This is a genomic window from Streptomyces sp. UNOC14_S4 (assembly GCF_020740835.1).
Taxonomy (GTDB): domain Bacteria; phylum Actinomycetota; class Actinomycetes; order Streptomycetales; family Streptomycetaceae; genus Streptomyces.
In genome coordinates, this window is record NZ_JAINFC010000016.1 from 1 (window position 1) to 25,177 (window position 25,177).

Genomic DNA, 25,177 nt, shown 5'->3' on the forward strand with positions numbered 1-25,177 from the left:
CGGCGGAGCGGTCGCGCTCGGCGCGCTCCTCGCGGCCGTGCTTGCCGGGGCGCGCGGGCCGCTGGTGCGGTCTGCAGGGCTCGATCTCGCTGCCGTCGATCGGGTTGACGGTGAGGAGGTAGTCCCCCGCGACAAGCCGGACGACGCGCGCGGGCGCGGGCGCCTGTGCGCCGCTCTCCTGGCCCTGCGCCCCGGCAGCCGGAACGCTCCCGGCGGCGGGCTCGTGCGCACCGTCGCCGAACTCCTCGGCGGGTCGGTTCGTCGGGTCCATGGTGAAAGCCCCCAATGCGTGGCGTGCCGTCGCGCCCTCCCGGCCTGTCCGCACTCCCTCGGCCTCCGGCCGGGCGGTGTCCGGCACGGCGCTTCGGGTCAGGTGCCCGCCGTGGGCATGGTCATACGGCCCTATGCGGCGGGAAAACCGAACCTCAGACCTGCGAGACAGTATCCATGAATCGGGGGGTGGCCCGCCGCCCGGGGGACGTCACAGTCTTGTGAGGATCACCTGATGAACGGCCCGCTCCGGGGGAGGAAGCGGGCGAAATCCGGAGCGGGTCACGGGCGCCCCGGAGGCCACGGCACGGCCGCTCCGCGCGGCCGACGGGGCTCGTCGAGGGCGCGTCAAGGGGCTCGCCCGGGACTCACACCCGGGGCAGGGACTCCGCCTCGATGCCGCCCTCGATGGCGAGGATGCGGTGCAGCCGGGTGGCGACGAGCAGCCGCTGCATCCGGTCGGGCACGCCGCGCAGGACGAGCCGCCTGCCGGTGCGCCCGGCACGGCGGTGGGCACCCATGATGACGCCCAGCCCCGTGGCGTCCCAGGAGTCCAGCTCGGTGAGGTCCAGCACCAGGTCGCCGCGGCCAGCGTCGAGCGCGGAGTGCAGGACCGTTCGGGCGTCCGCCGCACTGCGGACGTCGAGGCGGCCCCCGACGACCAGTTCGGCGTGGTCGCCCCTGATGTGCATATGCGCTCCCGGGAGTGGCGTGTGATGTGGGTGTGGCGGGCTGATCGCGTGCCTAAAGAACTGACTGCCTCTCACACGACAAGGTTGCCGCTTGTTGGCGAACCGATACCTAATTCACCCCGGAGGGTGAACGGGTCGGCGGGGATGACCCCGCCGACCCGTCCATCGGTCCACCGACGCCGAACCCCGCCGGACTCCGCCGGGGCCCGGACCAGCCGGATGAAACGGTCAGTACCGGTAGAAACCCTGACCGCTCTTGCGGCCGAGGTCCCCGGCGTCCACCATGCGGCGCATGAGCTCCGGCGGGGCGAACTTCTCGTCCTGGCACTCCGTGTAGATGTTGTCCGTCGCGTGCGTCAGGATGTCGACGCCCGTCAGGTCGGCGGTGGCCAGCGGGCCCATCGCGTGGCCGAAGCCCAGCTTGCAGGCGATGTCGATGTCCTCGGCGGTGGCCACCCCGGACTCGTAGAGCTTCGCGGCCTCGACGACGAGCGCCGAGATCAGGCGGGTGGTGACGAAGCCGGCGACGTCGCGGTTGACGACGATGCAGGTCTTGCCGACGCCCTCGGCGAACTCACGCGCCGCGGCGAGCGTTTCGTCGCTCGTCTTGTGGCCGCGCACCAGCTCGCACAGCTGCATCATCGGCACCGGAGAGAAGAAGTGCGTGCCCACGACGCGCTCGGGCCGCCGCGTGGCCGCCGCGATCTTGGTGATCGGGATGGCGGAGGTGTTGGAGGCGAGGATCGTCCCGTCCTTCACCAGCCCGTCCAGGGTGCGGAAGATCTCCCGCTTGGTGTCCACGTCCTCGAAGACGGCCTCGACGACGAAGTCGGCGTCCGCGGCCGCGTCGAGGTCCGTGGTGGTGCTGATGCGCGCGAACGCGGCCTCGGCGTCGGCCGCCTCCAGCTTCCCCTTGGAGACGAACTTGTCGTACGAGGCCTTGATGCCGTCCGTGCCCCTGCGCAACGCCTCGTCGGTGACGTCCCGCAGGACGACCTCCCAACCGGCCTGCGCGGAGACCTGGGCGATCCCCGAACCCATCAGACCGGCACCGATGACGGCGAGCTTCTTGGCCACGGCTGTCCCCTTCACTCCCTGTGCAAGAGCCGTGCGCTTGCGTGCGCACTCTCTCGGCGGAGATTAGCGTCCGTGACGGCGCCTTAGTGCGGTAAGAGATGCGCGTCACGTCCCGTACGACGGACATCACACTCGGACACCCACCGACCGGGCCCCACCCAGCAGTTGAACCCCACCGGCCCCTGGCGTCACGGCAGCACGGCACACGCCGTGGTGGGCGCCGCTTCGGGGCGGGAGTGGCTAGGCTCGGCCCTATGGTCAATCTGACGCGCATCTACACCCGTACCGGCGACAAGGGCACCACCGCGCTCGGCGACATGAGCCGCACGGCGAAGACGGACCTCCGCATCGGCGCCTACGCGGACGCCAACGAGGCCAACGCGGCGATCGGGGTCGCCATCGCGCTCGGGGGACTCCCGCAGGAGATCGTCGATGTGCTGACGCGGGTCCAGAACGACCTGTTCGACGTGGGGGCGGACCTGGCGACGCCGGTGGCCGAGAACCCCAAGTACCCGCCGCTGCGCGTCGAACAGTCCTACGTGGACCGGCTGGAGGCCGACTGCGACCGCTTCCTGGAGGACCTGGAGAAGCTCCGCAGCTTCATCCTCCCCGGCGGCACGCCCGGCGCGGCCCTCCTCCACCAGGCGTGCACGGTGGTACGCCGGGCGGAACGCTCCACGTGGGCGGCCATGGAGCAGTACGCCGACATCATGAACCCCCTGACGGCCACCTACCTCAACCGCCTCTCGGACCTCCTGTTCATCCTGGCGAGGACAGCGAACAAGGAGGTCGGGGACGTGCTCTGGGTCCCCGGCGAGAACAGGTGATGTACGGGCACGAGGGCGCCCCGTAAGGGGCGCGGGGCTGTGACATTGTGCGGCTCCGCCGCGTGGGCGCGACAAGCCCCCACCGGCCCGCAGCCGCCGAACGACCTACTGGACCTGCCCCTTGGGCGGCTGCTTGGGCCACAACGTGTAACTCGCCGCAATCACCACATTGACCCCGATCACCAGCCACATCTTCGTCTGCCAGGCCCGCAGAGAACTGATATCCCCCGAGTCACCCACGTACCAGATCGCCCCCTGAAGCAGCGCAGCGGCAACCGCGGCGGCCACGCACCACCGCCCCGCCGCCTTCCACTCCCACACCGTACGAGCCCGCCCGTACGCCGGCTTCGCCGGCGGACGCGGGCCGCCGGCGAACCGGTGGGCGAACCGCTGGTCCGCCCAGCGGATCGTGGAGTGTCCGAGGCCGACCGAGAAGCCGATGTAGACCGCGGCCAGGCCGTGCTTCCAGTCGGCCGAGGCGCCGTTCTTCAGGTCGATCGCGGTGACGACCAGCAGGACCAGCTCCAGCAGCGGCTCCAGCAGCAGCACCGCCACCCCCGTCCGCGGCATCCGGGCCAGGTAGCGCAGGGCGAGACCGGCGGCCAGCAGCACCCAGAAGCCGATCTCGCAGACGAGGATCAGCGTGACGATCACGAACCCACTCCCTTTCCCCCGGGCCCCCGGGTCTCTCCCCACCAGCATCACCCGCGCGAGGACGGGTTTCCTCGTCGCCCGAGACGATCCCCGGCTGCATCCTTCGATGTAGCGCGCCCCCGCGCGCGGCCCGGACCGACGACGCCCGCACCCGCCCTGACGTGCTGAGATGGGGGCATGGCCGGTTTTCCACGGGCGGTGCCGCCCCACCGCGACGACGTCCTCATCGCCGTCGCGGGGCTGCTCGGCGGCGTCCTGCTCTACGCGCTGGGGCTGCGGAGCACGCCGGAGCTGCCGGTGCCCGGGTGGTACGCGCTGGTGGCGCTGGCCGTGATGGCCGGTGCCGAGCTGCTGCGCCGCGGCGCCCCGCTCGTGGGCCTGGCCGTCGGGGTGGGCGCGCTGACGCTCGACACGGGCGCGGGCGGCCTGATTGCGAACGTCGTGATGTTCACGGACCTGGTGTACGCGGCGGTGCTCTACGGCCCTCCGGCCGCGTACCGCATCGTCCCGCGCGCCGCCGAGCTGATCACCGTCGTGGGCACGCTGCTGGCCGTCGCGCTGCTGCGCGAGCCCGCGGCCCTGCTGGTCGGTGTCGCGCTGGGCGTCGTGACGATCGCGCCCGCGTGGACCGGGGTGGGCGTCCGCGCCCACCGGGACGCCGCCCGGGCGGCCCGGCTGGAGGCCGAACGGACCGCGCTGCTCGCGGAGCTGGACCGGCGCGAAGCGGTGAACGCGGAGCGCGCGCGGATGGCACGCGAGCTGCACGACGTGGTCGCCGGACATCTGTCGGCCATCGCGATCCACTCCACGGCCGCACTGTCGATCGGCGACCCGAAGGCGTCCGGCGAGGCCCTCACGGTCATCCGGGAGAACAGCGTGCAGGGCCTCGCCGAGATGCGCCGCCTGATCGGCATCCTGCGCGACGCGAGCGCGTCGGAGGAACCGGCCGCGGCGCCACGCCTGGACGGCATCGACGCGCTGCTCGCACAGGCCCGCACCGTCGTACGGGACGACGGGTTCTCCTTCGCGCTGCGGGACGGGCGGGCGCCGGGGCCCCTGCCCGCGCCCGTCGAGCTGGCCGCCTACCGCATCGTGCAGGAGTCGCTGACCAACGCGGCCAAGCACGCGGCGCCGGGCCCGGTGACCGTCGCCCTGACGGGCGGGGACGGCGCGCCGCTCGTCGTGACGGTGACCAGCGCCCTGGGCACGCCGCAGGGCCCGCGGGCGCCGGGCGCGGGCGCGGGGCTCATCGGCATGCGCGAGCGTGTCGCGCTCCTGGGGGGACGGCTGACGGCCGGTCCGGCGGGCGGGGACGGGCAGATCTGGGAAGTACGGGCCGAACTGCCCGTGGACAGCGAGAACGAGGAGCAGTCATGACCGGTGAGGACGCAACAGGGGCGGCCGCCAGGCCCATCCGCGTGGTCGTCGCCGAGGACCAGGCCGCCGTACGGTCCGGGCTCGTCCTCATCCTGCGCTCCGCGCCCGGCGTCGAGGTCGTCGGGGAGGCCGCCGACGGCGAGGAGGCCGTACGGCTGGCCCGCGAGCTGCGCCCCCACCTGGTGCTGATGGACGTGCAGATGCCGCGCCTGGACGGGGTGTCGGCCACCCGCGCCATCACCTCGGAGCGGCTCGCCGACGTCCTGGTGCTGACCACCTTCGACCTGGACGAGTACGTCTTCGGGGCGTTGCGCGCGGGGGCCGCGGGCTTCCTGCTGAAGGACAGCGACGCGGCCGGGCTGATCGCGGCCGTACGGACCGTGGCGCGCGGCGAGGGCCTGATCTCCCCGGCGGTGACCCGGCGGCTGATCGCGGAGTTCGCGCGGCCCTCGGCCCGGGCGCGCGGGGCGAACGCGCCCGATCCGGGGGTCCTCGACCCGCTCACCCGCCGCGAGCGCGAGGTGCTCGTCTGCCTGGGCGAGGGGCTGTCCAACGCGGACATCGCGGGGCGGCTGGACATGGCGGAGGCGACGGTGAAGACGCATGTCAGCCGATTGCTGGGGAAGCTGGGGCTGCGCAGCAGGGTGCAGGCGGCCGTCCTGGCACAGGAGTTGGGGCTGGTCCAGACCTCTTGACCATTGGTACGGACCTTCCTACCCTCCGCACCACGGCCGCGGTACGGGTGTCCGGATACCGCACGCCCCACCGGTGACACCGCGGCCCCGCAACAGGTTCTGCCGCACGGCCCCCACCACAGGCCCCCCACTCGAGGAGCTCCCTTGAGCACAGGAACCTTACGCAGACCACTGTCCAGAGCCGTCGCGGCCGTGTCCGCGCTGCTCCTCCCGGCCGCCGCGCTCGTCGGCCTGGCCGCCGGCCCCTCGCACGCCGCCCGGCCGACCCGGCCCGCCGACGCGACTTCGGCGACCGCCACGTTCGTCAAGACCTCGGACTGGGGCACGGGCTTCCAGGCCGAGTGGACCGTCAAGAACACCGGCACCACCACGATCAACGGCTGGACGGTGGAGTGGGACTTCCCCTCCACCACCACGGTCGGCGCCTACTGGGACGCCCTGGTCACCAGCTCGGGCACGCGCTTCACCGCCAAGAACCGCGAGTACAACGGCACGATCGCGCCCGGCGCCGCCGTCACCTTCGGCTTCGTCGCCGCGGGGGACGGCTCCCCCAGCGGCTGCAAGCTCAACGGCGGCCCCTGCGACGGCTCCCCCGTCGACAGCCCGCCGAGCGCGCCCGGCAAGCCCGTCACCAAGGCCGTGAGCGCCACCAGCGTCGCCCTGAGCTGGGCCGCCGCCACCGATGACCACGGCATCAAGAACTACGACGTCTACCGCGGTGACACCGTCGTCGGCACGGTCGCCACCACCTCGTTCACCGACAAGGGCCTCACCCCCGACACGGACTACACCTACAAGGTCGTGGCCCGGGACACCGCCGACCAGACGGGCCCCGCGAGCCCCTCCACCACCGTCCACACCACATCGGGCGGGGGCCCGGACAAGCCGCCGTCCGCGCCCGGCACCCCGCAGGCCACGGCCGTCACGGACACCTCGGTCTCCCTGAAGTGGACCGCGGCCACCGACGACCACGGCGTCAAGAACTACGACGTCTACCGCGGCACGAACAAGGTCGCCACCGTCGCCAAGCTCGCCTACCAGGACACCGGCCTGTCCCCGGGCACCTCGTACACGTACACCGTCGTCGCCCGCGACACCGCCGACCAGACCGGGCCCGCGAGCCAGCCGCTCACCGTCAGGACCACCGGCACCGGCGGACAGCCCTCCGGCTATGCCAAGGTCGGCTACTTCGTGCAGTGGGGCATCTACGGGCGCGCGTACACCGTGAAGTCCCTGGAGGACTCGGGCGCCGCCGCCAAGCTCACGCACCTCAACTACGCCTTCTCCAATATCGACCCCACCAACCTCACCTGTCTCAATGGCGTGACCAAGGCGACCTCGCCCAACCCGCAGGACCCCAACCAGGGCGACGGCGCGGGCGACTCCTGGGCCGACTACGAGAAGGGCTTCGCGGCGGGCGAGTCCGTCGACGGCGTCGGCGACACCTGGGACCAGCCGCTGGCCGGCAACTACAACCAGCTCAAGAAGCTCAAGGCCAAGCACCCCGACCTCAAGGTCATCATGTCGATCGGCGGCTGGACCTACAGCAAGTACTTCTCCGACGTCGCGAAGACCGACGCCTCCCGGCAGAAGTTCGTCCAGTCCTGCATCGACATGTACCTCAAGGGCAACCTGCCGACGAGCAACGGCCGCGGTGGCGCCGGCAGCGCCGCCGGGATCTTCGACGGCTTCGACATCGACTGGGAGTGGCCCGGCTCCGACGGCCACGCGGGCAACCACGTCTCCCCCGACGACAAGGTCAACAACACCCTGCTCTTCGCCGAGTTCCGCAAGCAGCTCGACGCGCTCGGCGCGACCACCGGCAAGCACTATCTGCTGACCGCCTTCACCCCGGCCGACCCGGCGAAGATCGCGGCGGGCTGGCAGATCGGCGGCACCCCGAACGTCTTCCAGTCCATGGACTACGCCAATGTCCAGGGCTACGACTTCCACGGCTCCGGCAGCGACAACAGCTGGGAGCCCAACCGCACCGGCCACCAGGGGAACCTCTACGCCGACCCCAAGGACCCGTACACCACGAAATTCAGCGTGGACAAGACCGTCCAGACCTACCTCGACGCGGGCGTCGACCCCCGCAAGGTGCTGCTGGGCCTGGCCTTCTACGGCCGCGGCTGGCAGCAGGTGGCCGACGGCGGCGCGCACGGCGCCTGGCAGACGGCGAACGGCGCGGCACCGGGCCAGTTCCCCGAGGAGTCGGGGACGCGCGGCTACGCCAACCTGATCGCTTCCGTACCGAACCTGACCGTCTACCACGACGACCAGGTCGTGGCCACGTACGGCTACACCGGGGACGGCGGCCAGTGGTGGACCTTCGACGACGACTGGTCCATCGCCAAGAAGACGGCCTGGCTCCGGGGGAAGGGGCTGGGGGGCGTCATGATCTGGGAGATGTCGGGTGACACGGGCCCGCTCATGACTGCCGTCAGCAGCGGTCTGGGCTAGCCACCGGGGGCTCCGCCCCTGGCGGGTCGCCCCGTCAGGGGCGCGGGGAACTGCGCGAGCAACCAGCGACGGCCCGCAGACGCACACGAAGCCCACGAGGCAGCCCGGTGGGCGCAGGGGTCCGGGGGCGCAGCCCCCGGTCACAGGGGTGGCTACGCCACGTTCACACGCTGACCAGGCGGCGCCGCCTCCAGCCACGCCAGGAAGCCCGTCAGGGCGTCCTCGCTCATCGCCAGCTCAAGCCGCGTCCCCTGATGGAGACAGATCAGCACGACCGCGTCCGAGAGCAGCGCCAGCTCCTCGTCACCGAGCGGCGAGCGTCGTTCGAGGACCTCGATCGACGCGCGTTCCAGGACGCGCCGCGGCCGCACCGCGTACGAGAAGACCCGGAACCACTCGATCCGGTCACTGTTGTAGCGGGCCACGCCGTAGACCCAGCCCTTGCCGTCCGGGGCCGGGTCGCGTTCGGGGAGGTTCCAGCGGAGGCTGCAGTCGAAGGTTCCGCCCGACCGCTGGATGAGCCGCCTGCGCAGCCCGAAGACGAAGAGGCCGACCAACACCAGCAGAACGACGATGCCGCTCACGAGCAGCGCGAGGACCATCTCCACCGACCTCCTCGCATCATCTAGAGCAACCGCACCTGTATTGCCTCAGCCGCGGACCGCCCTGGAATGTTCCAGGCGGTCCGCGGCTGAGGGACGTATCTCGTGGGTCTCGGGCTAGTGAACGCCCGTGACCGCACGCAGCCGGACATCCGCGCGACGCTCGGCGGCCGCGTCGGCGGCCGCCTTCGCCCGCTCCAGCGCCCGCTCGGCACGCTGGACATCGATCTCGTCGGCGAGCTCCACGATCTCGGCGAGCAGCGAGAGCTTGTCGTCCGCGAACGAGATGAAACCGCCGTGCACCGCGGCGACGACATTGCCGTCGGCGGTCTTGATGGTCACCGGGCCGGACTCCAGCACACCGAGCAGCGGCTGGTGGCCGGGCATGACGCCGATGTCACCCGATGTGGTACGCGCGATGACCAGCGTGGCCTCGCCGGACCAGACGCTCCGGTCCGCCGCGACCAGCTCGACGTGCAGCTCAGCAGCCAACGTGGCTCCTCGGGTCTGACACCCGCCGGGGCCGGCGGGTGTTGGGTCAAAGAATAGGGGACGTACGGACCGGGGGCGGGAGCACCCCACCCCCGGTCCATGAGCACGGGGCTCAGGAGACGCCGAGCTCCTTGGCGTTCTTCTTCAGGTCCTCGAGACCACCGCACATGAAGAAGGCCTGCTCCGGGAAGTGGTCGAACTCACCGTCGCAGATGGAGTTGAACGCCGCGATGGACTCGTCCAGCGGGACGTCCGAACCGTCGACACCGGTGAACTGCTTCGCCGCGTGGGTGTTCTGCGACAGGAAGCGCTCGACGCGACGGGCGCGGTGGACGACCAGCTTGTCCTCTTCGCCCAGCTCGTCGATACCGAGGATCGCGATGATGTCCTGGAGGTCCTTGTACTTCTGCAGGATGCCCTTGACGCGCATGGCGGCGTCGTAGTGGTCCTGCGCGATGTAGCGCGGGTCCAGGATGCGGGACGTGGAGTCCAGCGGGTCCACGGCCGGGTAGATGCCCTTCTCGGAGATCGGACGGGAGAGAACCGTCGTCGCGTCGAGGTGGGCGAAGGTGGTGGCCGGGGCCGGGTCGGTCAGGTCGTCCGCGGGGACGTAGATCGCCTGCATCGAGGTGATCGAGTGACCACGGGTCGAGGTGATGCGCTCCTGGAGGAGACCCATCTCGTCGGCCAGGTTCGGCTGGTAGCCCACCGCGGAGGGCATGCGGCCGAGCAGGGTCGAGACCTCGGAACCGGCCTGGGTGAAGCGGAAGATGTTGTCGATGAAGAACAGCACGTCCTGCTTCTGCACATCGCGGAAGTACTCCGCCATGGTCAGACCGGCCAGGGCCACGCGCAGACGGGTGCCCGGGGGCTCGTCCATCTGGCCGAAGACCAGCGCGGTCTTGTCGAGAACGCCGGCCTCCTCCATCTCGACCATGAGGTCGTTGCCCTCACGGGTGCGCTCACCGACACCGGCGAAGACGGAAACGCCCTCGTGCAGCTTGGCCACACGCATGATCATTTCCTGGATCAGCACGGTCTTGCCGACACCGGCACCACCGAACAGACCGATCTTGCCGCCCTTGACGTACGGGGTCAGCAGGTCGACGACCTTCAGGCCGGTCTCGAACATCTCGGTCTTGGACTCGAGCTGGTCGAAGGCCGGGGCCTTGCGGTGGATCGTCCAGCGCTCGGCGTTCGCGACCGTGGACGGGTCCTCGTTGAGGACCTGGCCCAGGGTGTTGAACACCTTGCCCTTGGTCACGTCACCGACCGGGACGGTGATGCCCGTGCCCGTGTCGGTCACCGGGGCCTGGCGGACCAGACCGTCGGTGGGCTGCATGGAGATGGCGCGGACCAGGCCCTCGCCGAGGTGCTGCGCGACCTCGAGGGTCAGCGTCTTGCGCGCACCCTCCTGGGCCGGGTCGTCGACCTCGACGTGCAGGGCGTTGTAGATCTCCGGCATCGCGTCGACGGGGAACTCCACGTCGACGACGGGGCCGATGACCCGCGCGACGCGGCCCGTGGCGGCGGCCGTCTCAACAGTGGTCGTCATTACTTGTCACTCCCCGCGGTCGCGTCGGCCAGGGCGCTCGCGCCACCGACGATCTCGCTGATTTCCTGGGTGATTTCGGCCTGTCGGGCCGCATTGGCAAGCCGCTTGAGCGACTTGATGAGCTCTTCCGCGTTGTCGGTCGCGGACTTCATCGCACGGCGGCGGGCGGCGTGCTCGGAAGCAGCGGCCTGCAGCAGCGCGTTGTAGATCCGGGACTCGACGTACCTCGGAAGCAGGGCGTCGAGCACACCCTCCGCGGACGGCTCGAAGTCGTACAGCGGAAGAATCCTGCCCGGGGCGGCCTCGGTCTCGACCGGGGCCTTCTCCAGGCTGAGCGGCAGCAGGCGGTTGCCCACCGGGTTCTGCGTCATCATCGACACGAATTCCGTGTAGACGATGTGCAGCTCGTCCACGCCGCCCTCGGCCGTCTCCTGCTGCACGGCGTCGATCAGCGGACCCGCCACGCGCTTGGCGTCGGCGTAGGCCGGGCTGTCCGTGAAGCCGGTCCACGACTGGGCCACCGGGCGCTCCCGGAAGCCGTAGTACGCGACGCCCTTGCGGCCGACGACGTACGTGACGACCTCCTTGCCCTCGGCGCGGAGCCGCTCGGTGAGCCGCTCCGCCTCCTTGATGGCGTTGGAGGAGTAGCCGCCCGCGAGACCGCGGTCGCTCGTGACGAGCAGGACCGCGGCCCGGACGGGCTTCTCGACCTCGGTGGTCAGGGCGTGCCTGGTGTTGGAGCCGGTGGCGACCGCGGTCACCGCCCGGGTGAGCTCATCGGCGTACGGAGTGGACGCGGCCACCTGGCGCTGTGCCTTGACGATGCGCGAGGCGGCGATCATCTCCATCGCCTTGGTGATCTTCTTGGTCGCGGAGACGGACTTGATCCGCCTCTTGTAGACCCGGATCTGAGCACCCATGCTCAGCCCTCGCCCAGCAGCTTGCCGTCCGCCGTCTCGAACTGCTGCTTGAAGGACGCGATCGCGTCGCCCACGGCCTGCAGCGTGTCGTCGGACATCTTGCCGCCCTCACGGATGCTGGTCATCAGGCCGTCGTGCTCGCGGTGCAGGAAGTCCAGCAGCTCGCGCTCGAAGCGACGGATGTCGGCGACCGGCACGTCGTCCATCTTGCCGGTGGTGCCGGCCCAGATGGAGACGACCTGGTCCTCGGTGGAGTACGGCGCGTACTGGGCCTGCTTCAGCAGCTCGACCATGCGCTTGCCGCGCTCCAGCGAGGCCTTGGACGCGGCGTCCAGGTCGGAACCGAAGGCGGCGAACGCCTCCAGCTCACGGAACTGGGCCAGGTCCACACGGAGGCGGCCGGAGACCTGCTTCATGGCCTTGTGCTGGGCCGAGCCACCGACACGCGAGACCGAGATACCGACGTTCAGGGCCGGGCGCTGACCGGCGTTGAACAGGTCGGACTCCAGGAAGCACTGGCCGTCGGTGATCGAGATGACGTTGGTCGGGATGAACGCCGACACGTCGTTGGCCTTGGTCTCGACGACCGGCAGACCCGTCATCGAACCGGCGCCCATCTCGTCGGAGAGCTTGGCGCAGCGCTCCAGCAGACGCGAGTGCAGGTAGAAGACGTCACCCGGGTAGGCCTCACGGCCCGGCGGGCGGCGCAGCAGCAGGGACACGGCGCGGTAGGCGTCGGCCTGCTTCGAGAGGTCGTCGAAGACGATCAGGACGTGCTTGCCCTGGTACATCCAGTGCTGGCCGATGGCCGAGCCGGTGTACGGGGCGAGGTACTTGAAGCCGGCCGGGTCGGACGCGGGAGCGGCGACGATCGTCGTGTACTCCAGGGCACCGGCCTCCTCCAGGGCGCCGCGGACGGCGGCGATGGTGGAGCCCTTCTGGCCGATGGCGACGTAGATGCAGCGGACCTGCTTCTTGGGGTCGCCGGTGCGCCAGTTGTCCCGCTGGTTGATGATCGTGTCGACGCACAGCGCGGTCTTGCCGGTCTGGCGGTCACCGATGACCAGCTGACGCTGGCCACGGCCGACCGGGGTCATCGCGTCGACGGCCTTGTAGCCCGTCTCCATCGGCTCGTGGACCGACTTGCGCTGCATGACCGTGGGGGCCTGCAGTTCGAGGGCACGGCGGCCCTCGATGCCGGTGATCTCGCCGAGGCCGTCGATCGGGTTGCCCAGCGGGTCGACGACGCGGCCGAGGTAGCCCTCGCCCACCGCGACGGAGAGCACCTCACCGGTGCGCTGCACCGGCTGCCCCTCCTCGATACCGCTGAACTCGCCGAGGATGACCGCACCGATCTCGCGCTCCTCGAGGTTGAGGGCGAGACCGAGGGTTCCGTCCTCGAACTTCAGCAGCTCATTGGCCATGGCGGAGGGGAGACCCTCCACCTTGGCGATGCCGTCGCCGGCAAGGCTGACCGTACCGACCTCCTCGCGCGAGGCCGCGTCCGGCTCGTACGCCTGGACAAAGTTCTCCAGCGCGCTCCGGATCTCCTCCGGCCGGATCGTGAGCTCCGCCATCTGGGTTCCCTGCTCTCCTTGTTGGGCCCGAAGTATTTCTTCCCCGGGGGCCGGTTCCCTCAGCCTTTCGGCTGCGGGCCCCCGGAGGACACCGTCGGCCCAACCCGGGCCGTCAGTCATGCTCTTGAGTTGGTGACCGGTCAGCCGGCCATCCGCCGTTCCGCCTCGGCGAGGCGGTCCGCGATGCTGCCGTTGATGATCTCGTCGCCGATCCGCACCTGGACACCGCCGAGAACCTCGGGGTCGATGTCCATGTTGAGGTGCACACGGCGGCCGTACAGCGTGGCCAGGGCATCGCCGAGGCGCTGCTTCTGGGCCTCGCTCAGCGGCACCGCGGAGGTGACCACCGCGACCATGCGGTCCCGGCGGTCGGCGGCCAGCTTCGACAGGGCGTCGAGCCCCGCCTCCAGGCTACGGCCACGCGGCTGGGCCACGAGGCGGACCACGAGACGCTCGGTGACCGGGTTGGCCCGGCCGCCCAGCAGTTCGCCCACCAGTGCGGCCTTGGCCGCGCGACCGGCGACCTTGTCCGTCAGCGCGGCGCGCAGCTCCGGGGTGGAGCCGACGATCCGCCCGAAACGGAAGAGTTCGTCCTCGACGTCGTCCAGGGCACCGGCACGCTCGGCGGCGACCAGGTCGGCGCCCGCGGCCAGCTCCTCCAGCGCGTCCACCAGGTCGCGCGAACGCGACCAGCGGTCGCGGACCATGCCCGCCACCAGGTCGGCGGTCTCGCCGCCCACCTGGCCGCCGAGGAGGCGGCGGACCAGCTCGGCCTTGGCCTCGCCGGTCTGCGCCGGGTCGGTCAGGACCCGACGCAGCGACACCTCTCGGTCCAGCAGCGCGGTGACGGCCGCCAGTTCCTCTGCGAGCTTCGCCGCGTCCACGGACGTGTTGTCCGCCAGCGCGTCGAGGCGCTCCCGTGCGGAGGCACGTGCCTCCCGGCTCGCTCCGCTCATCGTCCCGCCTCGACCTTCGTGGTGTCGGCCGCCTTGGCCTCGAGCTCGTCGAGGAAGCGGTCGATGGCACGGCTCTGCCGGGCGTGGTCCGTGAGGGACTCGCCGACGATCCGGCCGGCCAGGTCGGTGGCCAGGCGGCCCACGTCCTGACGGAGCGAGGCCGCGGCGGCCTTGCGGTCGGCCTCGATCTGGGCGTGGCCGGCAGCGATGATCTCCTCGCGCTGACGCTGTCCCTCGGCCCGCATCTCGGCGACGGCCGCGACGCCGTGCTCCTGCGCCTCCTGGCGCAGGCGAGCGGCCTCGTGACGGGCGTCGGCGAGCTGGGCCCGGTAGTCCTCGAGGACCTGCTGGGCCTCGGCCTGGGCGGCCTCCGCCTTCTCCATGCCGCCCTCGATGGCCGCGCGACGCTCCTCCAGCGTCTTGTTGATCATCGGGAGGAGCTTCTTGGCCAGGAAGATGAAGACGATGGCGAAGGCGATCAGACCGATGACGAGCTCTGGGATCGGCGGGAGAAGCGGGTTCTCCACTTCGCCCTCGGACGCCAATCGCGTCAGGGGGTTCACATCAATGCCTTCCGTCGAAAACAGTGGTCGTCAGGCTGCGATCAGGCAGACGGGTAGACGAACGGCATGACCAGACCGATCAGGGCGAGCGCCTCACAGAAGGCGAAGCCGAGGATCTGGTTGGCGCGGATCAGGCCGGCGGCCTCGGGCTGGCGGGCCAGCGCCTGGGTGCCGTTACCGAAGACGATGCCGACGCCGACGCCGGGGCCGATCGCGGCGAGGCCGTAGCCGATCGAGCCCAGGTTGCCCTTGATCTCGACACCAGCGGCGATGGTCTGGAGAGCAGCAGACATGCTCGTTCTTCCTTCTCTTTCACGGACCGGTGGGGGTTGGCCACCGGACGATTGTTGGTCGGGGGGAGCGGGGTGCTCAGTGGTGCTCGGCGAGCGCGCCCTGGACGTAGTTGGTGGCCAGCAGCACGAAGACGTACGCCTGGACGGCCTGGATGAAGAGCTCGAAGGCGGTCATCACGACGGTCATCACGAAGGACACGCCCGCGTAGGCGATGCCGATGCCGTTGAGCAGGTACCAGCTGGCGACGGTGAACATCAGGATCAGCAGGTGACCGGCGAACATGTTGGCGAAGAGCCGGACCGCGTGGGTGAAGGGCCGGATGATCACGTTCGAGAAGAACTCGAGGACCACGGCCAGCGGCAGGATCGGGCCGAGCGCCTTGTCATAGCCGGTGATGTTCTTCAGACCGCCGACGAAGCCGTGCTTCTTGAAGGTCAGGTACATCCACAGGACGTAGACGATCAGAGCGAGGGCCGCCGGGAAGGCGATGATCGACGTCACGGGGAACTGGGCGACCGGGATGATCGACCACAGGTTCATGATCCAGACGAAGAAGAACAGGGCGACCATGAAGGGGACGTACTTCTCGCCCTCCTTCTTGCCGAGCGCCTCGTAGACGATGCCGCGGCGCACGAAGTCGTAGCCGGCCTCACCGATCATCTGCAGCTTGCCGGGGACCACCTTGGCCCGGCCGAACGCCGCCCAGAAGAAGCCGATGATGACGACCGTGGAGAGCACGGCCAGCAGCATGGGCTTGTTGAAGTCGTAGCCGCCGACAGTGAAGAGCGGTTCGAACAAGAACGAGTGGAGCCCTGGGGCAGGGAAGCCGCACCCATCGAAGATGTGGCAATCGGTCTCGAAGGCGAGCATCTGGTCAGCACTCACCGCGAGCTCCTTCAGCGTGGCGCATAGGTACGGCAACCTCGTTGTGTCGGCGCGGCGCGCAGCCGCGGAACGGCACTGGACTGGTCTTGCGGATGGGGGGCAGGTGATCGGCGCGGGGGCCGGTCGAGGTAGTGGGCATCAGCTGCATGGACCGCCGGTTCCGACCCGGGAAACCCGGGTGTTCCGCTGCCTGCGCCCACTGTGCCTCAGATGGCACCGGACGATAGCAGGTGAGCGCCGGGCCCTTTATCGCGGCCCTACCGGTCACGTCGCGGACCCGGCAGGAGCGGACTTCTTCGCGTGCGCGTCCACGGATTCCGGATCGACATAAAGGATCTTGGCCTTCAGGTGGGCACGCGTCTGCGCCCCGGTCCACACGAGGACCGCGGCGAGGAGTGCGAAGGCGAAGGCCCGGGTGTTGAACAGCGTGGTGTCCCGGAAGACCGCGAGCACGACGGCGGAGATCAGGAACTGCACCACATAGAGCACCAGTCCCATGGACTGGAAGAGATGCGGAAGCGACCGGGCCGTGCGCTGGAGAACGAAGAGACCCAGGGCCATCACGCCGCCCGCGACCAAGGTGCCGACGGCGGCGCCGAGCGCGCCCTTGCCACCGGCCAGGACACCGCTGACGACGACGGCGACAACGCCCGCGACGGCGGTCGGGACGGCGCTCTGCAGAAGTGTTCGGGCGTCGTTGGACTGCATGAAGGGTTATCTCCGGCGAGGGGTCGGAAGCAACGATTCGTCGTGGACGAGCGTATCCCCGGGGACGAGGCATGACTCTCACCGAAGGGCCGCCGCACTACGGTCCTTCGGCTTCAGCACCGGGTTTCGTGAACGGTATCACAAACTATTTGATGAGGTCTTTACCTACATCGTGTGCTGCGCATCACACTCAAGGGTGGCATGGCTGGTCATAGGGCTGACGCGGCCCCTCAGCCTCTGCTATGCGGGGCTCTCAGTGCCCTCTGGTGATGCGCCGGGGATGGTGGAAGCGGGAGCGGTCGCCGATGGCGGTCGCGCCGTGCAGGCCCGCCGGTACGGGCTCGCGCTCGCGGTCCCGCTCGCGCTCCGCGGGCGCGGCGGCACCGGCCGGGAGCACGGGCGGTTCGGAGCGCGCCTTGCGGCGGTAGCGCGGCGGGACGAAGGCCTCCGCCCAGCGCGGGGCCCGCGGCTTGAACCGCGGCAGCAGCAGGAGGACCAGGCCGACGGCGCTCAGCAGGACGATGAGCAGCACGATCCACATGCTGGCCGAGTGCACGGAGTACGCCACCGTGCCGAAGCCGATGAGCGCCGACCAGAAGTACATGATCAGCACGGCGCGGCTGTGCGAGTGCCCCAGCTCCAGCAGCCGGTGGTGCAGGTGGCCGCGGTCGGCCGCGAACGGCGACTGGCCGTTCCAGGTGCGCCGCACGATCGCCAGCAGCAGGTCGGCCACGGGCACGGCGATGACCGTCAGCGGCAGCAGCAACGGGATGTAGACCGGCACCATCGCCTGCACGGCCTGCCGCTCGCCGCCCACCTGCTGGTAGAGCAGGTCGGGGTCGACCTGGCCGGTGATGGAGATGGCGCCCGCGGCCAGCACGAGGCCGATGAGCATCGAGCCGGAGTCGCCCATGAAGATGCGCGCGGGGTGCATGTTGTGCGGCAGGAAGCCCAGGCACATGCCCATCAGCACGGCGGCGAAGAGCGTCGCGGGCGCGGCCGCCTCGATGTTGTGCCCGAACCACAGGCGGTACGCGTAGAGGAAGAACGCCGCGGCGGCGATGCAGACCATGCCGGAGGCGAGGCCGTCCAGGCCGTCCACGAAGTTCACCGCGTTGATGGTGATCACCACGAGGGCGACCGTCAGCAGGGTGCCCTGCATCGAGGTGAGCGCGACCGTCCCGACGCCGGGCACCGGGATCCACAGGATCGTCAGGCCCTGGAGCACCATCACACCGGCGGCGATCATCTGGCCGCCGAGCTTCACCAGGGCGTCCACGCCCCACTTGTCGTCCAGCACGCCGAGCAGCCAGATGAGCCCGGCCCCGGAGAGCAGCGCGCGTGGCTCGCTCCCCAGGTCGAAGACCTTCCCGAGGTTCGACAGGTGCGCGGCCACCAGCAGCCCCGCGCAGAGCCCGCCGAACATGGCGATGCCGCCGAGCCGCGGAGTGGGCTCGCGGTGCACGTCCCGCGCGCGGATCTCGGGCATCGCGCCCGCCACGATCGCGAACTTCCGCACCGGGCCGGTCAGCAGATAGGTGACCGCCGCGGTGACGCACAGCGTCAGGAGGTATTCACGCACGGGCCGCCCCAGAGGTCGCGCTGGTCATCACAGCCCCACACCATATTCGCGTCGGCCCCCGTTACGTGAATACAGCTGCGGACGTCCGGCCATCCCGCGATGGTTGCAGGTTTCAGATGTGTTCGGGATAAGGACGGAACGCTCCGGCGAGTTCCGCCACTTCCGCGCGGGCCGCGGAATTCTCCGCGTACGGGCCGTCGCCGCGCAGCACGGAGCCCAGCAATACCGCGATCCGGGCCATCTCCGGCTCGCGCATGCCCTGGGTGGTGACCGCCGCGGTGCCCAGCCGCAGGCCGTGGGCGGTGCCGTGGGGCAGCCCGCAGACGTCCAGGACGACGCCCGCCGCGGCGAGCCTGCCGCGGGCCGTGGCGGCGTCCAGGGCGAGCCCGGAGACGTCCCCGGTCACCAGGTGCGTGTCCGTGCCTCCCGTGGTCACGGTGACCCCTTCGGCGGCCAGCGCGGCGGCGAGCACGCGGGCGTTGGCGACCACCTGATGGGCGTACGCCGTGAAGGCGGGGGTCGCCGCCTCCCCGAAGGCGACGGCCTTCGCCGCGATCGTGTGCATCTGCGGGCCGCCGCCCTGGATGAACGGGAAGACCGCGCGGTCCACCCGCTCCGCGAGCGCGGCCCGGCACAGCAGCAGCCCGCCGCGCGGCCCGCGCAGCACCTTGTGGGTGGTGGCGCAGACGACGTCCGCGTACGGCACGGGGCTGGGGGCCGCTCCCCCGGCGATCAGCCCCGCGGGGTGGGCGGCGTCGGCGATCAGCCAGGCGCCCGTCTCGTCGGCGATGTCGCGGAAGGCCGCGTAGTCCGGGTGCCGGGGGTAGGAGATCGAGCCGCAGACGATCGCCGCGGGCCGGTGCTGCCGGGCGAGGGCGCGCACCTGCGCGTAGTCGATCAGGCCGGTGTCGCGGCGGACGCCGTAGCCGACGAAGTCGTACCAGCGGCCCGAGAAGTTCGCCGGGGAGCCGTGGGTGAGGTGCCCGCCCTGCGGCAGCGCCATGGCCAGCACGGTGTCCCCGGGCCGCAGCAGGGCCGCGTAGGCGGCGAGGACGGCCGCGGAGCCGGAGTGCGGCTGCACATTGGCGTGCTCGGCGCCGAAGAGGGCCCTGGCCCGGTCCATGGCCGCCCGCTCCACCAGGTCGACGAGCTCGCAGCCGCCGTGGTGGCGGGCGCCGGGGTAGCCCTCGGCGTACTTGTTGACGAGCGGCGAGCCGAGGGCCGCGAGGACGGCGGGCGAGGCGAAGTTCTCGGCGGCGATCAGCTGGAGCCCGTCCGCCTGGCGGCGGGCCTCGCCGAGGATCAGGTCGGCGAGCTCCGGGTCCTGCCGCGCCAGCGCCTCCAGGCCGCGCCATGCCTGCGGCGCGGCGGGCGTGCCTCGGGTGGTCGGTACGGTGACGGACATGGCGGGCTCCCGGCGAAACGGAAGGTTCACCACCAATGTAGGCCCGTGGTGTGGTGGATGTCCGGTTTTGCCCGGCGCCTACCGAGGTGCCTCTTGCGCTGCGCGCGCGGCCACCGGTTGTCCGTGGCTGGTCGCGCAGTTCCCCGCGCCCCTGACGGGGTGCTCTATTCCGCCACCTTCCCGTTTGTGGGCAGGCGTTCCGCACGGCGGAACGGGTGGGCACAAACGGGCCCACGGACCGCAACCGACCACCACGGGGGTCCGGGGGCGGAGCCCCCGGTGGGGGACTCAGTCGCGGGACGCGACGCCCGTCAGGGCCGTCACCACCGGGTCCAGGGCCTGGTCGATCTCCGCGCCGATGGAGCGGAAGAAAGTGATGGGCGCGCCGTACGGGTCGTGGACCTCGTCCGCCTCCGCGTTCGGGGCCAGCAGCCACCCCCGCAGCGCCGCCGCGGCCTGCACCAGCGCACGCGCGCGCCGGACCATGCCGCCCGCCTCCCGGGGGTCCGGCAGCGTCGCGGGGTCTATGGCCCGCACGAGCCGGGTGAACTCCTTCAGCGTGAAGGTGCGCAGGCCCGCGGAGTGGCCCATGGAGATGACCTGGGCACGGTGGTCACGGGTGGCGGTGAGCACCAGGTCGGCACGGATGACGTGCTCGTCCAGCAGCTCGCGGCCGATGAAGCCCCCGGGGTCGGCGCCGAAGTCGGCCAGGACGGTGGCGGCGTGTGCCTCCATCGGGGCGCCCTCGTGGCCCCAGGTGCCCGCGCTCTCCACGACCAGACCGCCCGCGGCGGGGTCGCCGAGCCGGTCGGCGAGGGCATGCCGGGTCAGCCGCTCGGTGATGGGCGAGCGGCAGACGTTGCCGGTGCTGACGTGGAGGATGCGGAAGGTTTCGGTGGAGGTGCCCGTGCCCGGTCCCGCTATGCCACGCCCCTGCGGGGCGATCAATTGGCCACCTCGAGCTCGGGTACCACCTCGCGGAGCTGCTCGGCGCTGATGGCGCCCGCGCGCAGCAGGACCGGCACCTTGCCGGTGACGTCCACGATGGAGGACGGTACGTCGGCGGGGGTCGGGCCACCGTCGAGGTAGACGGAGACGGAGTCGCCGAGCATGCCCTGGGCGGCGTCGCAGTCCTGCGGCGCCGGGTGCCCGCTGAGGTTGGCGCTGGAGACGGCCATCGGGCCGAACTCGGTCAGCAGCTCGATGGCGACCGGGTGCAGCGGCATGCGGACGGCGACGGTGCCGCGGGTCTCGCCCAGGTCCCAGGTGAGCGACGGCTGGTGCTTGGCGACGAGGGTGAGGGCGCCGGGCCAGAAGGCGTCGACGAGCTCCCACGCCTGCTCGGAGAAGTCGGTGACGAGGCCGTGCAGGGTGTTCGGGGAGCCGACCAGGACGGGCGAGGGCATGCCCCGGCCGCGGCCCTTGGCCTCCAGGAGGTCGCCCACGGCGTCCCGGCTGAAGGCGTCCGCACCGATGCCGTAGACGGTGTCGGTGGGCAGCACGACCAGCTCACCGCGGCGGACCGCGGCGACGGCCTCGCGCAGACCGGTCTTGCGGTCGGTCGCGTCGCTGCAGTCGTAACGCCGTGCCATCACATCTCCTTCGGGAAGCGGGTCCTGAACTTGCCGGTGCGGGTGCTCGTGGCACCTCTCGTACGCGCCCTGGTCACGGCGTGGCCTTGCGGGCCGTCGCGAAGCGCGGGCGGTTGTTGAGGTCGGGGTGGTCGGCCGCGTCCGCCCAGCCCAGCTCCTCGGCGAAGATCCACGGGACCTGGCCGCCCTGGGTGTCGGCGTGCTCGACGACGACCACGCCGCCCGGGCGGAGCAGCCGGTGGGCGGTGCGCTCCAGGCCGCGGATGGTGTCGAGGCCGTCCTCGCCGGAGAACAGCGCCATCTCGGGGTCGTGGTCGCGGGCCTCGGGGGCGACGTACTCCCACTCGGTGAGCGGGATGTACGGCGGGTTGGAGATGACCAGGTCGACCTGGCCGTCGAGCTCGGGGAGGGCGGTGAGCGCGTTGCCGTGGTGCAGGGTGACCCGGGAGCCCTCGACGTTCTTGGCGGCCCAGGAGTGGGCCGTCTCGTCGAGCTCGACGGCGTGCACGCGGGAGCGCGGCACCTCCTGCGCGAGGGCGAGGGCGATGGCCCCGGAGCCGGTGCACAGGTCGACGATGAGGGGCTCGACCACGTCCATGGCGCGCACCGCGTCTATGGCCCAGCCGACGACCGACTCGGTCTCGGGCCGGGGCACGAAGACCCCGGGGCCCACCTGGAGCTCCAGGTAGCGGAAGAAGGCGCGGCCGGTGATGTGCTGGAGCGGTTCACGGGCCTCGCGGCGCGCGATCGCCTCCCAGTAGCGGGCGTCGAAGTCGGCGTCCGCCACGAGGTGCAGTTCACCCCGCTTGACGCCGTGCACGAAGGCCGCGAGCTCCTCCGCGTCGAAGCGCGGAGAAGGTACGCCGGCGTCGGCCAGCCGCTGAGTGGCCTGGGCCACCTCGGCGAGCAGCAGATTCACAGTGATCCTCTCGCGCGTTCGTCGCTGTCGTGCTCGGTGGGCCGCGGACGGCCCGGGCCTTCAGCTGGCGTCCGCCAGCTTCGCGGCCGCGTCGGCGTCGACGCAGGCCTGGATGACCGCGTCCAGTTCTCCGTCGAGCACCTGGTCCAAGTTGTACGCCTTGAAACCCACCCGGTGGTCCGAGATGCGGTTCTCGGGGAAGTTGTAGGTGCGGATCTTCTCGGAGCGGTCCACGGTGCGGACCTGGCTGCGGCGGGCGTCCGCGGCCTCGGCCTCGGCCTTCTCCTGGGCGGCGGCGAGCAGCCGGGACCGCAGGATGCGCATGGCCTGCTCCTTGTTCTGGAGCTGGCTCTTCTCGTTCTGGCAGGAGGCGACGATGCCGGTCGGCAGGTGCGTGATGCGGACCGCGGAGTCGGTGGTGTTGACCGACTGGCCGCCGGGGCCGGACGAGCGGTAGACGTCGATGCGCAGGTCGTTGGCGTGGATCTCGACGTCGATCTCCTCGGCCTCGGGGGTGACGAGCACTCCGGCGGCGGAGGTGTGGATGCGGCCCTGGGACTCGGTCGCGGGCACGCGCTGGACGCGGTGCACCCCGCCCTCGTACTTCAGCCGGGCCCAGACGCCCTGGCCGGGCTCCGTGGCGCCCTGGCCGCCCTTGGTCTTCACGGCGACCTGGACGTCCTTGTAGCCGCCGAGCTCGGACTCGGTGGCGTCGATGATCTCGGTCTTCCAGCCGACGCGCTCGGCGTAGCGCAGGTACATCCGCAGCAGGTCGCCCGCGAAGAGCGCGGACTCGTCGCCGCCGGCGCCCGCCTTGACCTCGAGGATGACGTCCTTGTCGTCGCTCGGGTCGCGCGGCACGAGCAGCAGGCGGAGCTTGTCGGTGAGCTCTTCGCGCTGCTTCTCCAGCGCCTTGGCCTCGGCGGCGAAGTCCGGATCGTCCGCCATGAACTCGCGCGCGGTCGCGATGTCCTCGCCGGTCTGCTTCCAGGAGCGGTAGGTCCCGACGATCGGGGTCAGCTCGGCGTAGCGCTTGTTGAGCTTGCGCGCGTTCGCCTGGTCGGCGTGCACGGCGGGATCGGCGAGCCGCTTCTCGAGGTCGGCGTGCTCACCGAGCAGTTCCTCGACTGCCTCGAACATCAAGTTTCCTTCAGCGGAAGAGACGGGCCTGCTGGACGACAAAGCGCCGGTCCGGCCGCCCCCCGGTACGGAGGGCGACCGAGGACCGGCGCCTGCGGGTCGCTACTTCTTGCCGTAGCGGGCCTCGAACCGCGCCACACGGCCACCGGTGTCGAGGATCTTCTGCTTGCCCGTGTAGAACGGGTGGCACGCGGAGCAGACCTCGGCACGGATGGTGCCGGCCGCGATGGTGCTACGCGTGGTGAACGAGGCGCCACAGGTGCAGCTCACCTGGGTCTCGACATACTCCGGGTGGATGTCGCGCTTCAAGGGATCTCCTAGGTTCGGGAGGGCACCGGGTCGTAGAGGCGGGATTGCCTTACGTGAACCGGGGCCGACGTACCAGTCTGCCAGCACTGGCCGTATCCCCCAAAACGGGAGGTGGGGGCTGGTTATTCCAGGTGCTTTTCGACGGTTTTGAGCAGGCCGTCCACAGACCGTCCGGCGGCGGTTCCACCGGCTATTTCACGACGTCGTCGGCGCCCGTCTTCGTCCCCGCGCCGTCCTTGACGGCGGCGTCCGGAATGGGCTTGTCGTTCCGGAGGGCGTCCCAGAGCAGCGTGGACTGCTCGGGCAGGGGGATGACGCGGTTGGCGTCGAGGGGGTCGTCGCCGACCGGCAGCGTCACCATGTGCATGTCGCCGGAGCCGATGCCCTTGAGCCCGTTCGCGAAGGAGGCGAGCTTGTCGAGGGAGCCCAGTTCCTTGTCGGTGGTGATCGTCTTGGTCGCGGTGTCGGCGATGCCGTAGAGCTTGGTGGGGCTGGTGAACAGGCCGATGTGCTTGACCTGGTCCAGCAGCGCCTTGATGAAGGCCTGCTGGAGCTTGATCCGCCCGAGGTCGCTGCCGTCGCCGACGCCGTGCCGGGTGCGCACCAGGCCGAGGGACTGCTCGCCGTTCAGCTTGTGGGTGCCCGCGTCGAGGTCGAGGTGGCTGAACTTGTCGTGGATGGGCTTGGTGGTGGTGACCTGCACCCCGCCCAGCTTGTCGATCAGCTTCTGGAAGCCGGCGAAGTCGACCTCCATGTAGTGGTCCATGCGGATGTTCGTCATCTTCTCGACCGTGGCGACCGCGCAGGCCGCGCCGCCGATCGAGTACGCCTCGTTGAACTGCTCGCTCCGGCGGGCGGGCGCGGTCTTGCCGTCGGGTGTCTTGCAGGCCGGGCGCGGGACCATCATGTCGCGCGGGATGCTGACGATGCTGGCCTTCTTGTGGCCCGCGTAGATGTGCACGATCATCGCGGTGTCGGACCGGGAGCTGCCCTCGTCCCTGCCGTACTTGCTGTTGGCGCCCGCGCGCGAGTCGGAGCCGAGGACGAGGATGTCCTGGGAGCCGTTGTCGATGTTCTGCGGCCGGTTCTTGCCCAGGGCGGCGTTGATGTCGACGCTGTTGAGGTTGCCGTTGAACTTGAAGTACAGGAAGCCCGCGCCGCCGACCCCGGCGAGCACCAGGCCCGCGGCCGTCCATCCGGCTATTCGGCGGCCCTTGTGGCGGGCGGGGGCCTTCCGGCGGCGGCCGCCGGAACCGCGGCCACGGCGGCGGTGCGCGGCCGCCCGCGTGCTCTTGCTGTCCTCGCCCATGCGTCCTTCGTCCTCCGCTGGTCCGTGGCCTGCCCCCTGCCCGTGGCCGGGTCGCGAAGGGTCGGTTTTCCGTGCCCTGTCAGATGGGGAAGCCTGCGACAGGGTTGCACAGCGGAATCTGAGGACTTTCTTAGAGAAACAAGGGCCGCAAGGCCCTGCGCGACCGGTTCACCATGCCTCTCACCTGCGGATTCGACCATTCCACAAGCGTCGTTTCCGGCCGCTCACGGTCTGTTTTCCTGTGGCGCAGATCTCAGAACATAACGGGACCATAACGGCGGGCGAAACAGCGGGGCACAGCAGCGGATCAAAGC

The 25,177-nt window shown here is 70.6% G+C and carries 25 protein-coding genes and 1 pseudogene; 4 read left to right on the top strand and 22 right to left on the bottom strand.

Annotation, left to right across the window (positions count from 1 at the left end):
- The 3 genes and pseudogenes from K6I34_RS02930 to K6I34_RS02940 all read right to left on the bottom strand — a co-directional run.
- A pseudogene (locus K6I34_RS02930) lies at positions 1-271 on the bottom strand (ATP-binding protein); the annotation flags it as partial.
- Between the two features lie 367 nt (positions 272-638).
- Positions 639-962 (bottom strand): STAS domain-containing protein, encoded by a 324-nt coding sequence (locus K6I34_RS02935; protein WP_116213923.1) that lies wholly within the window; start codon positions 960-962, stop codon positions 639-641.
- 228 nt (positions 963-1,190) lie between these two features.
- Positions 1,191-2,039, bottom strand: a complete 849-nt coding sequence (locus K6I34_RS02940; protein ID WP_229322418.1) for a 3-hydroxyacyl-CoA dehydrogenase family protein — start codon at positions 2,037-2,039, stop codon at positions 1,191-1,193.
- Between the two features lie 254 nt (positions 2,040-2,293).
- Here K6I34_RS02940 and K6I34_RS02945 point away from each other — a divergent pair, with 254 nt between their 5' ends.
- Positions 2,294-2,866 carry a cob(I)yrinic acid a,c-diamide adenosyltransferase gene (locus K6I34_RS02945; protein WP_229322419.1) on the top strand — a complete coding sequence of 191 codons (573 nt, stop codon included), beginning with the start codon at positions 2,294-2,296 and terminating at the stop codon, positions 2,864-2,866.
- 105 nt (positions 2,867-2,971) lie between these two features.
- Here the strand turns inward: K6I34_RS02945 and K6I34_RS02950 are convergent, their stop codons facing one another.
- Positions 2,972-3,520 carry a hypothetical protein gene (locus K6I34_RS02950; RefSeq protein WP_229322421.1) on the bottom strand — a complete coding sequence of 183 codons (549 nt, stop codon included), beginning with the start codon at positions 3,518-3,520 and terminating at the stop codon, positions 2,972-2,974.
- A 177-nt stretch (positions 3,521-3,697) separates the two neighbouring features.
- Here K6I34_RS02950 and K6I34_RS02955 point away from each other — a divergent pair, with 177 nt between their 5' ends.
- The 3 genes from K6I34_RS02955 (at position 3,698) to K6I34_RS02965 (ending at position 8,055) form a co-directional block, all read left to right on the top strand.
- The gene (locus K6I34_RS02955; RefSeq protein WP_229322426.1) at positions 3,698-4,897 is read left to right on the top strand and encodes a sensor histidine kinase; all 1,200 of its coding nucleotides are present in this window, start codon (positions 3,698-3,700) and stop codon (positions 4,895-4,897) included.
- Positions 4,894-5,592 (top strand): response regulator transcription factor, encoded by a 699-nt coding sequence (locus tag K6I34_RS02960; protein WP_229322428.1) that lies wholly within the window; start codon positions 4,894-4,896, stop codon positions 5,590-5,592. Before K6I34_RS02955 ends, K6I34_RS02960 begins: the two co-directional genes overlap by 4 nt.
- A 144-nt stretch (positions 5,593-5,736) precedes the next feature.
- Complete coding sequence (locus K6I34_RS02965) at positions 5,737-8,055, top strand: glycoside hydrolase family 18 chitinase (RefSeq protein ID WP_229322430.1); 2,319 nt, start codon at positions 5,737-5,739, stop codon at positions 8,053-8,055.
- Between the two features lie 152 nt (positions 8,056-8,207).
- On the opposite strand, the gene K6I34_RS02970 is transcribed toward K6I34_RS02965, so the two are convergent.
- The 18 genes from K6I34_RS02970 to K6I34_RS03055 all read right to left on the bottom strand — a co-directional run bounded on the left by K6I34_RS02970 (position 8,208) and on the right by K6I34_RS03055 (position 24,863).
- Positions 8,208-8,663, bottom strand: coding sequence for a DUF2550 domain-containing protein (locus tag K6I34_RS02970; RefSeq protein ID WP_229322437.1), 456 nt, complete (start codon positions 8,661-8,663; stop codon positions 8,208-8,210).
- 111 nt (positions 8,664-8,774) lie between these two features.
- Positions 8,775-9,149, bottom strand: a complete 375-nt coding sequence (locus tag K6I34_RS02975) for a F0F1 ATP synthase subunit epsilon (RefSeq protein ID WP_229322439.1) — start codon at positions 9,147-9,149, stop codon at positions 8,775-8,777.
- A 112-nt stretch (positions 9,150-9,261) separates the two neighbouring features.
- Positions 9,262-10,704, bottom strand: a complete 1,443-nt coding sequence (gene atpD, locus K6I34_RS02980; RefSeq protein ID WP_229322440.1) for a F0F1 ATP synthase subunit beta — start codon at positions 10,702-10,704, stop codon at positions 9,262-9,264.
- Complete coding sequence (locus K6I34_RS02985) at positions 10,704-11,624, bottom strand: F0F1 ATP synthase subunit gamma (protein ID WP_229322442.1); 921 nt, start codon at positions 11,622-11,624, stop codon at positions 10,704-10,706. Before K6I34_RS02985 ends, atpD begins: the two co-directional genes overlap by 1 nt.
- Before the next feature lie 2 nt (positions 11,625-11,626).
- Positions 11,627-13,201 carry a F0F1 ATP synthase subunit alpha gene (atpA, locus tag K6I34_RS02990; protein ID WP_229322443.1) on the bottom strand — a complete coding sequence of 525 codons (1,575 nt, stop codon included), beginning with the start codon at positions 13,199-13,201 and terminating at the stop codon, positions 11,627-11,629.
- A gap of 140 nt (positions 13,202-13,341) precedes the next feature.
- The gene (locus K6I34_RS02995; protein WP_229322444.1) at positions 13,342-14,157 is read right to left on the bottom strand and encodes a F0F1 ATP synthase subunit delta; all 816 of its coding nucleotides are present in this window, start codon (positions 14,155-14,157) and stop codon (positions 13,342-13,344) included.
- Positions 14,154-14,720, bottom strand: a complete 567-nt coding sequence (locus K6I34_RS03000; RefSeq protein ID WP_229322446.1) for a F0F1 ATP synthase subunit B — start codon at positions 14,718-14,720, stop codon at positions 14,154-14,156. Before K6I34_RS03000 ends, K6I34_RS02995 begins: the two co-directional genes overlap by 4 nt.
- 41 nt (positions 14,721-14,761) lie before the next feature.
- Positions 14,762-15,013: an ATP synthase F0 subunit C gene (gene atpE / locus K6I34_RS03005; RefSeq protein WP_087926250.1), complete on the bottom strand. Its 252-nt coding sequence runs from the start codon at positions 15,011-15,013 to the stop codon at positions 14,762-14,764.
- Positions 15,014-15,089: 76 nt separating this feature from the next.
- Positions 15,090-15,884: a F0F1 ATP synthase subunit A gene (gene atpB / locus K6I34_RS03010; protein WP_229322470.1), complete on the bottom strand. Its 795-nt coding sequence runs from the start codon at positions 15,882-15,884 to the stop codon at positions 15,090-15,092.
- 279 nt (positions 15,885-16,163) lie between these two features.
- Positions 16,164-16,607 (bottom strand): hypothetical protein, encoded by a 444-nt coding sequence (locus tag K6I34_RS03015; protein WP_229322447.1) that lies wholly within the window; start codon positions 16,605-16,607, stop codon positions 16,164-16,166.
- A gap of 253 nt (positions 16,608-16,860) precedes the next feature.
- A complete protein-coding gene (locus K6I34_RS03020) occupies positions 16,861-18,189 on the bottom strand; it encodes an MraY family glycosyltransferase (RefSeq protein ID WP_229322448.1) in 1,329 nt (442 codons plus the stop codon).
- Between the two features lie 112 nt (positions 18,190-18,301).
- Positions 18,302-19,594, bottom strand: a complete 1,293-nt coding sequence (glyA, locus tag K6I34_RS03025; RefSeq protein ID WP_229322450.1) for a serine hydroxymethyltransferase — start codon at positions 19,592-19,594, stop codon at positions 18,302-18,304.
- A gap of 288 nt (positions 19,595-19,882) precedes the next feature.
- On the bottom strand, positions 19,883-20,542 hold the full coding sequence (locus K6I34_RS03030; RefSeq protein ID WP_229322452.1) for a protein-tyrosine-phosphatase: 660 nt from the start codon (positions 20,540-20,542) through the stop codon (positions 19,883-19,885).
- A complete protein-coding gene (locus K6I34_RS03035; protein WP_229322453.1) occupies positions 20,539-21,186 on the bottom strand; it encodes an L-threonylcarbamoyladenylate synthase in 648 nt (215 codons plus the stop codon). Before K6I34_RS03035 ends, K6I34_RS03030 begins: the two co-directional genes overlap by 4 nt.
- 73 nt (positions 21,187-21,259) lie before the next feature.
- Positions 21,260-22,105 (bottom strand): peptide chain release factor N(5)-glutamine methyltransferase, encoded by an 846-nt coding sequence (gene prmC / locus K6I34_RS03040; protein WP_229322454.1) that lies wholly within the window; start codon positions 22,103-22,105, stop codon positions 21,260-21,262.
- 60 nt (positions 22,106-22,165) lie between these two features.
- The gene (gene prfA / locus K6I34_RS03045; RefSeq protein WP_229322455.1) at positions 22,166-23,245 is read right to left on the bottom strand and encodes a peptide chain release factor 1; all 1,080 of its coding nucleotides are present in this window, start codon (positions 23,243-23,245) and stop codon (positions 22,166-22,168) included.
- Positions 23,246-23,347: 102 nt separating this feature from the next.
- Complete coding sequence (rpmE, locus tag K6I34_RS03050; RefSeq protein WP_229322457.1) at positions 23,348-23,554, bottom strand: 50S ribosomal protein L31; 207 nt, start codon at positions 23,552-23,554, stop codon at positions 23,348-23,350.
- 190 nt (positions 23,555-23,744) lie between these two features.
- Entirely contained in the window at positions 23,745-24,863 is a 1,119-nt protein-coding gene (locus K6I34_RS03055; protein ID WP_229322459.1) for an LCP family protein, read from the bottom strand.
- Positions 24,864-25,177: the final 314 nt, after the last annotated feature.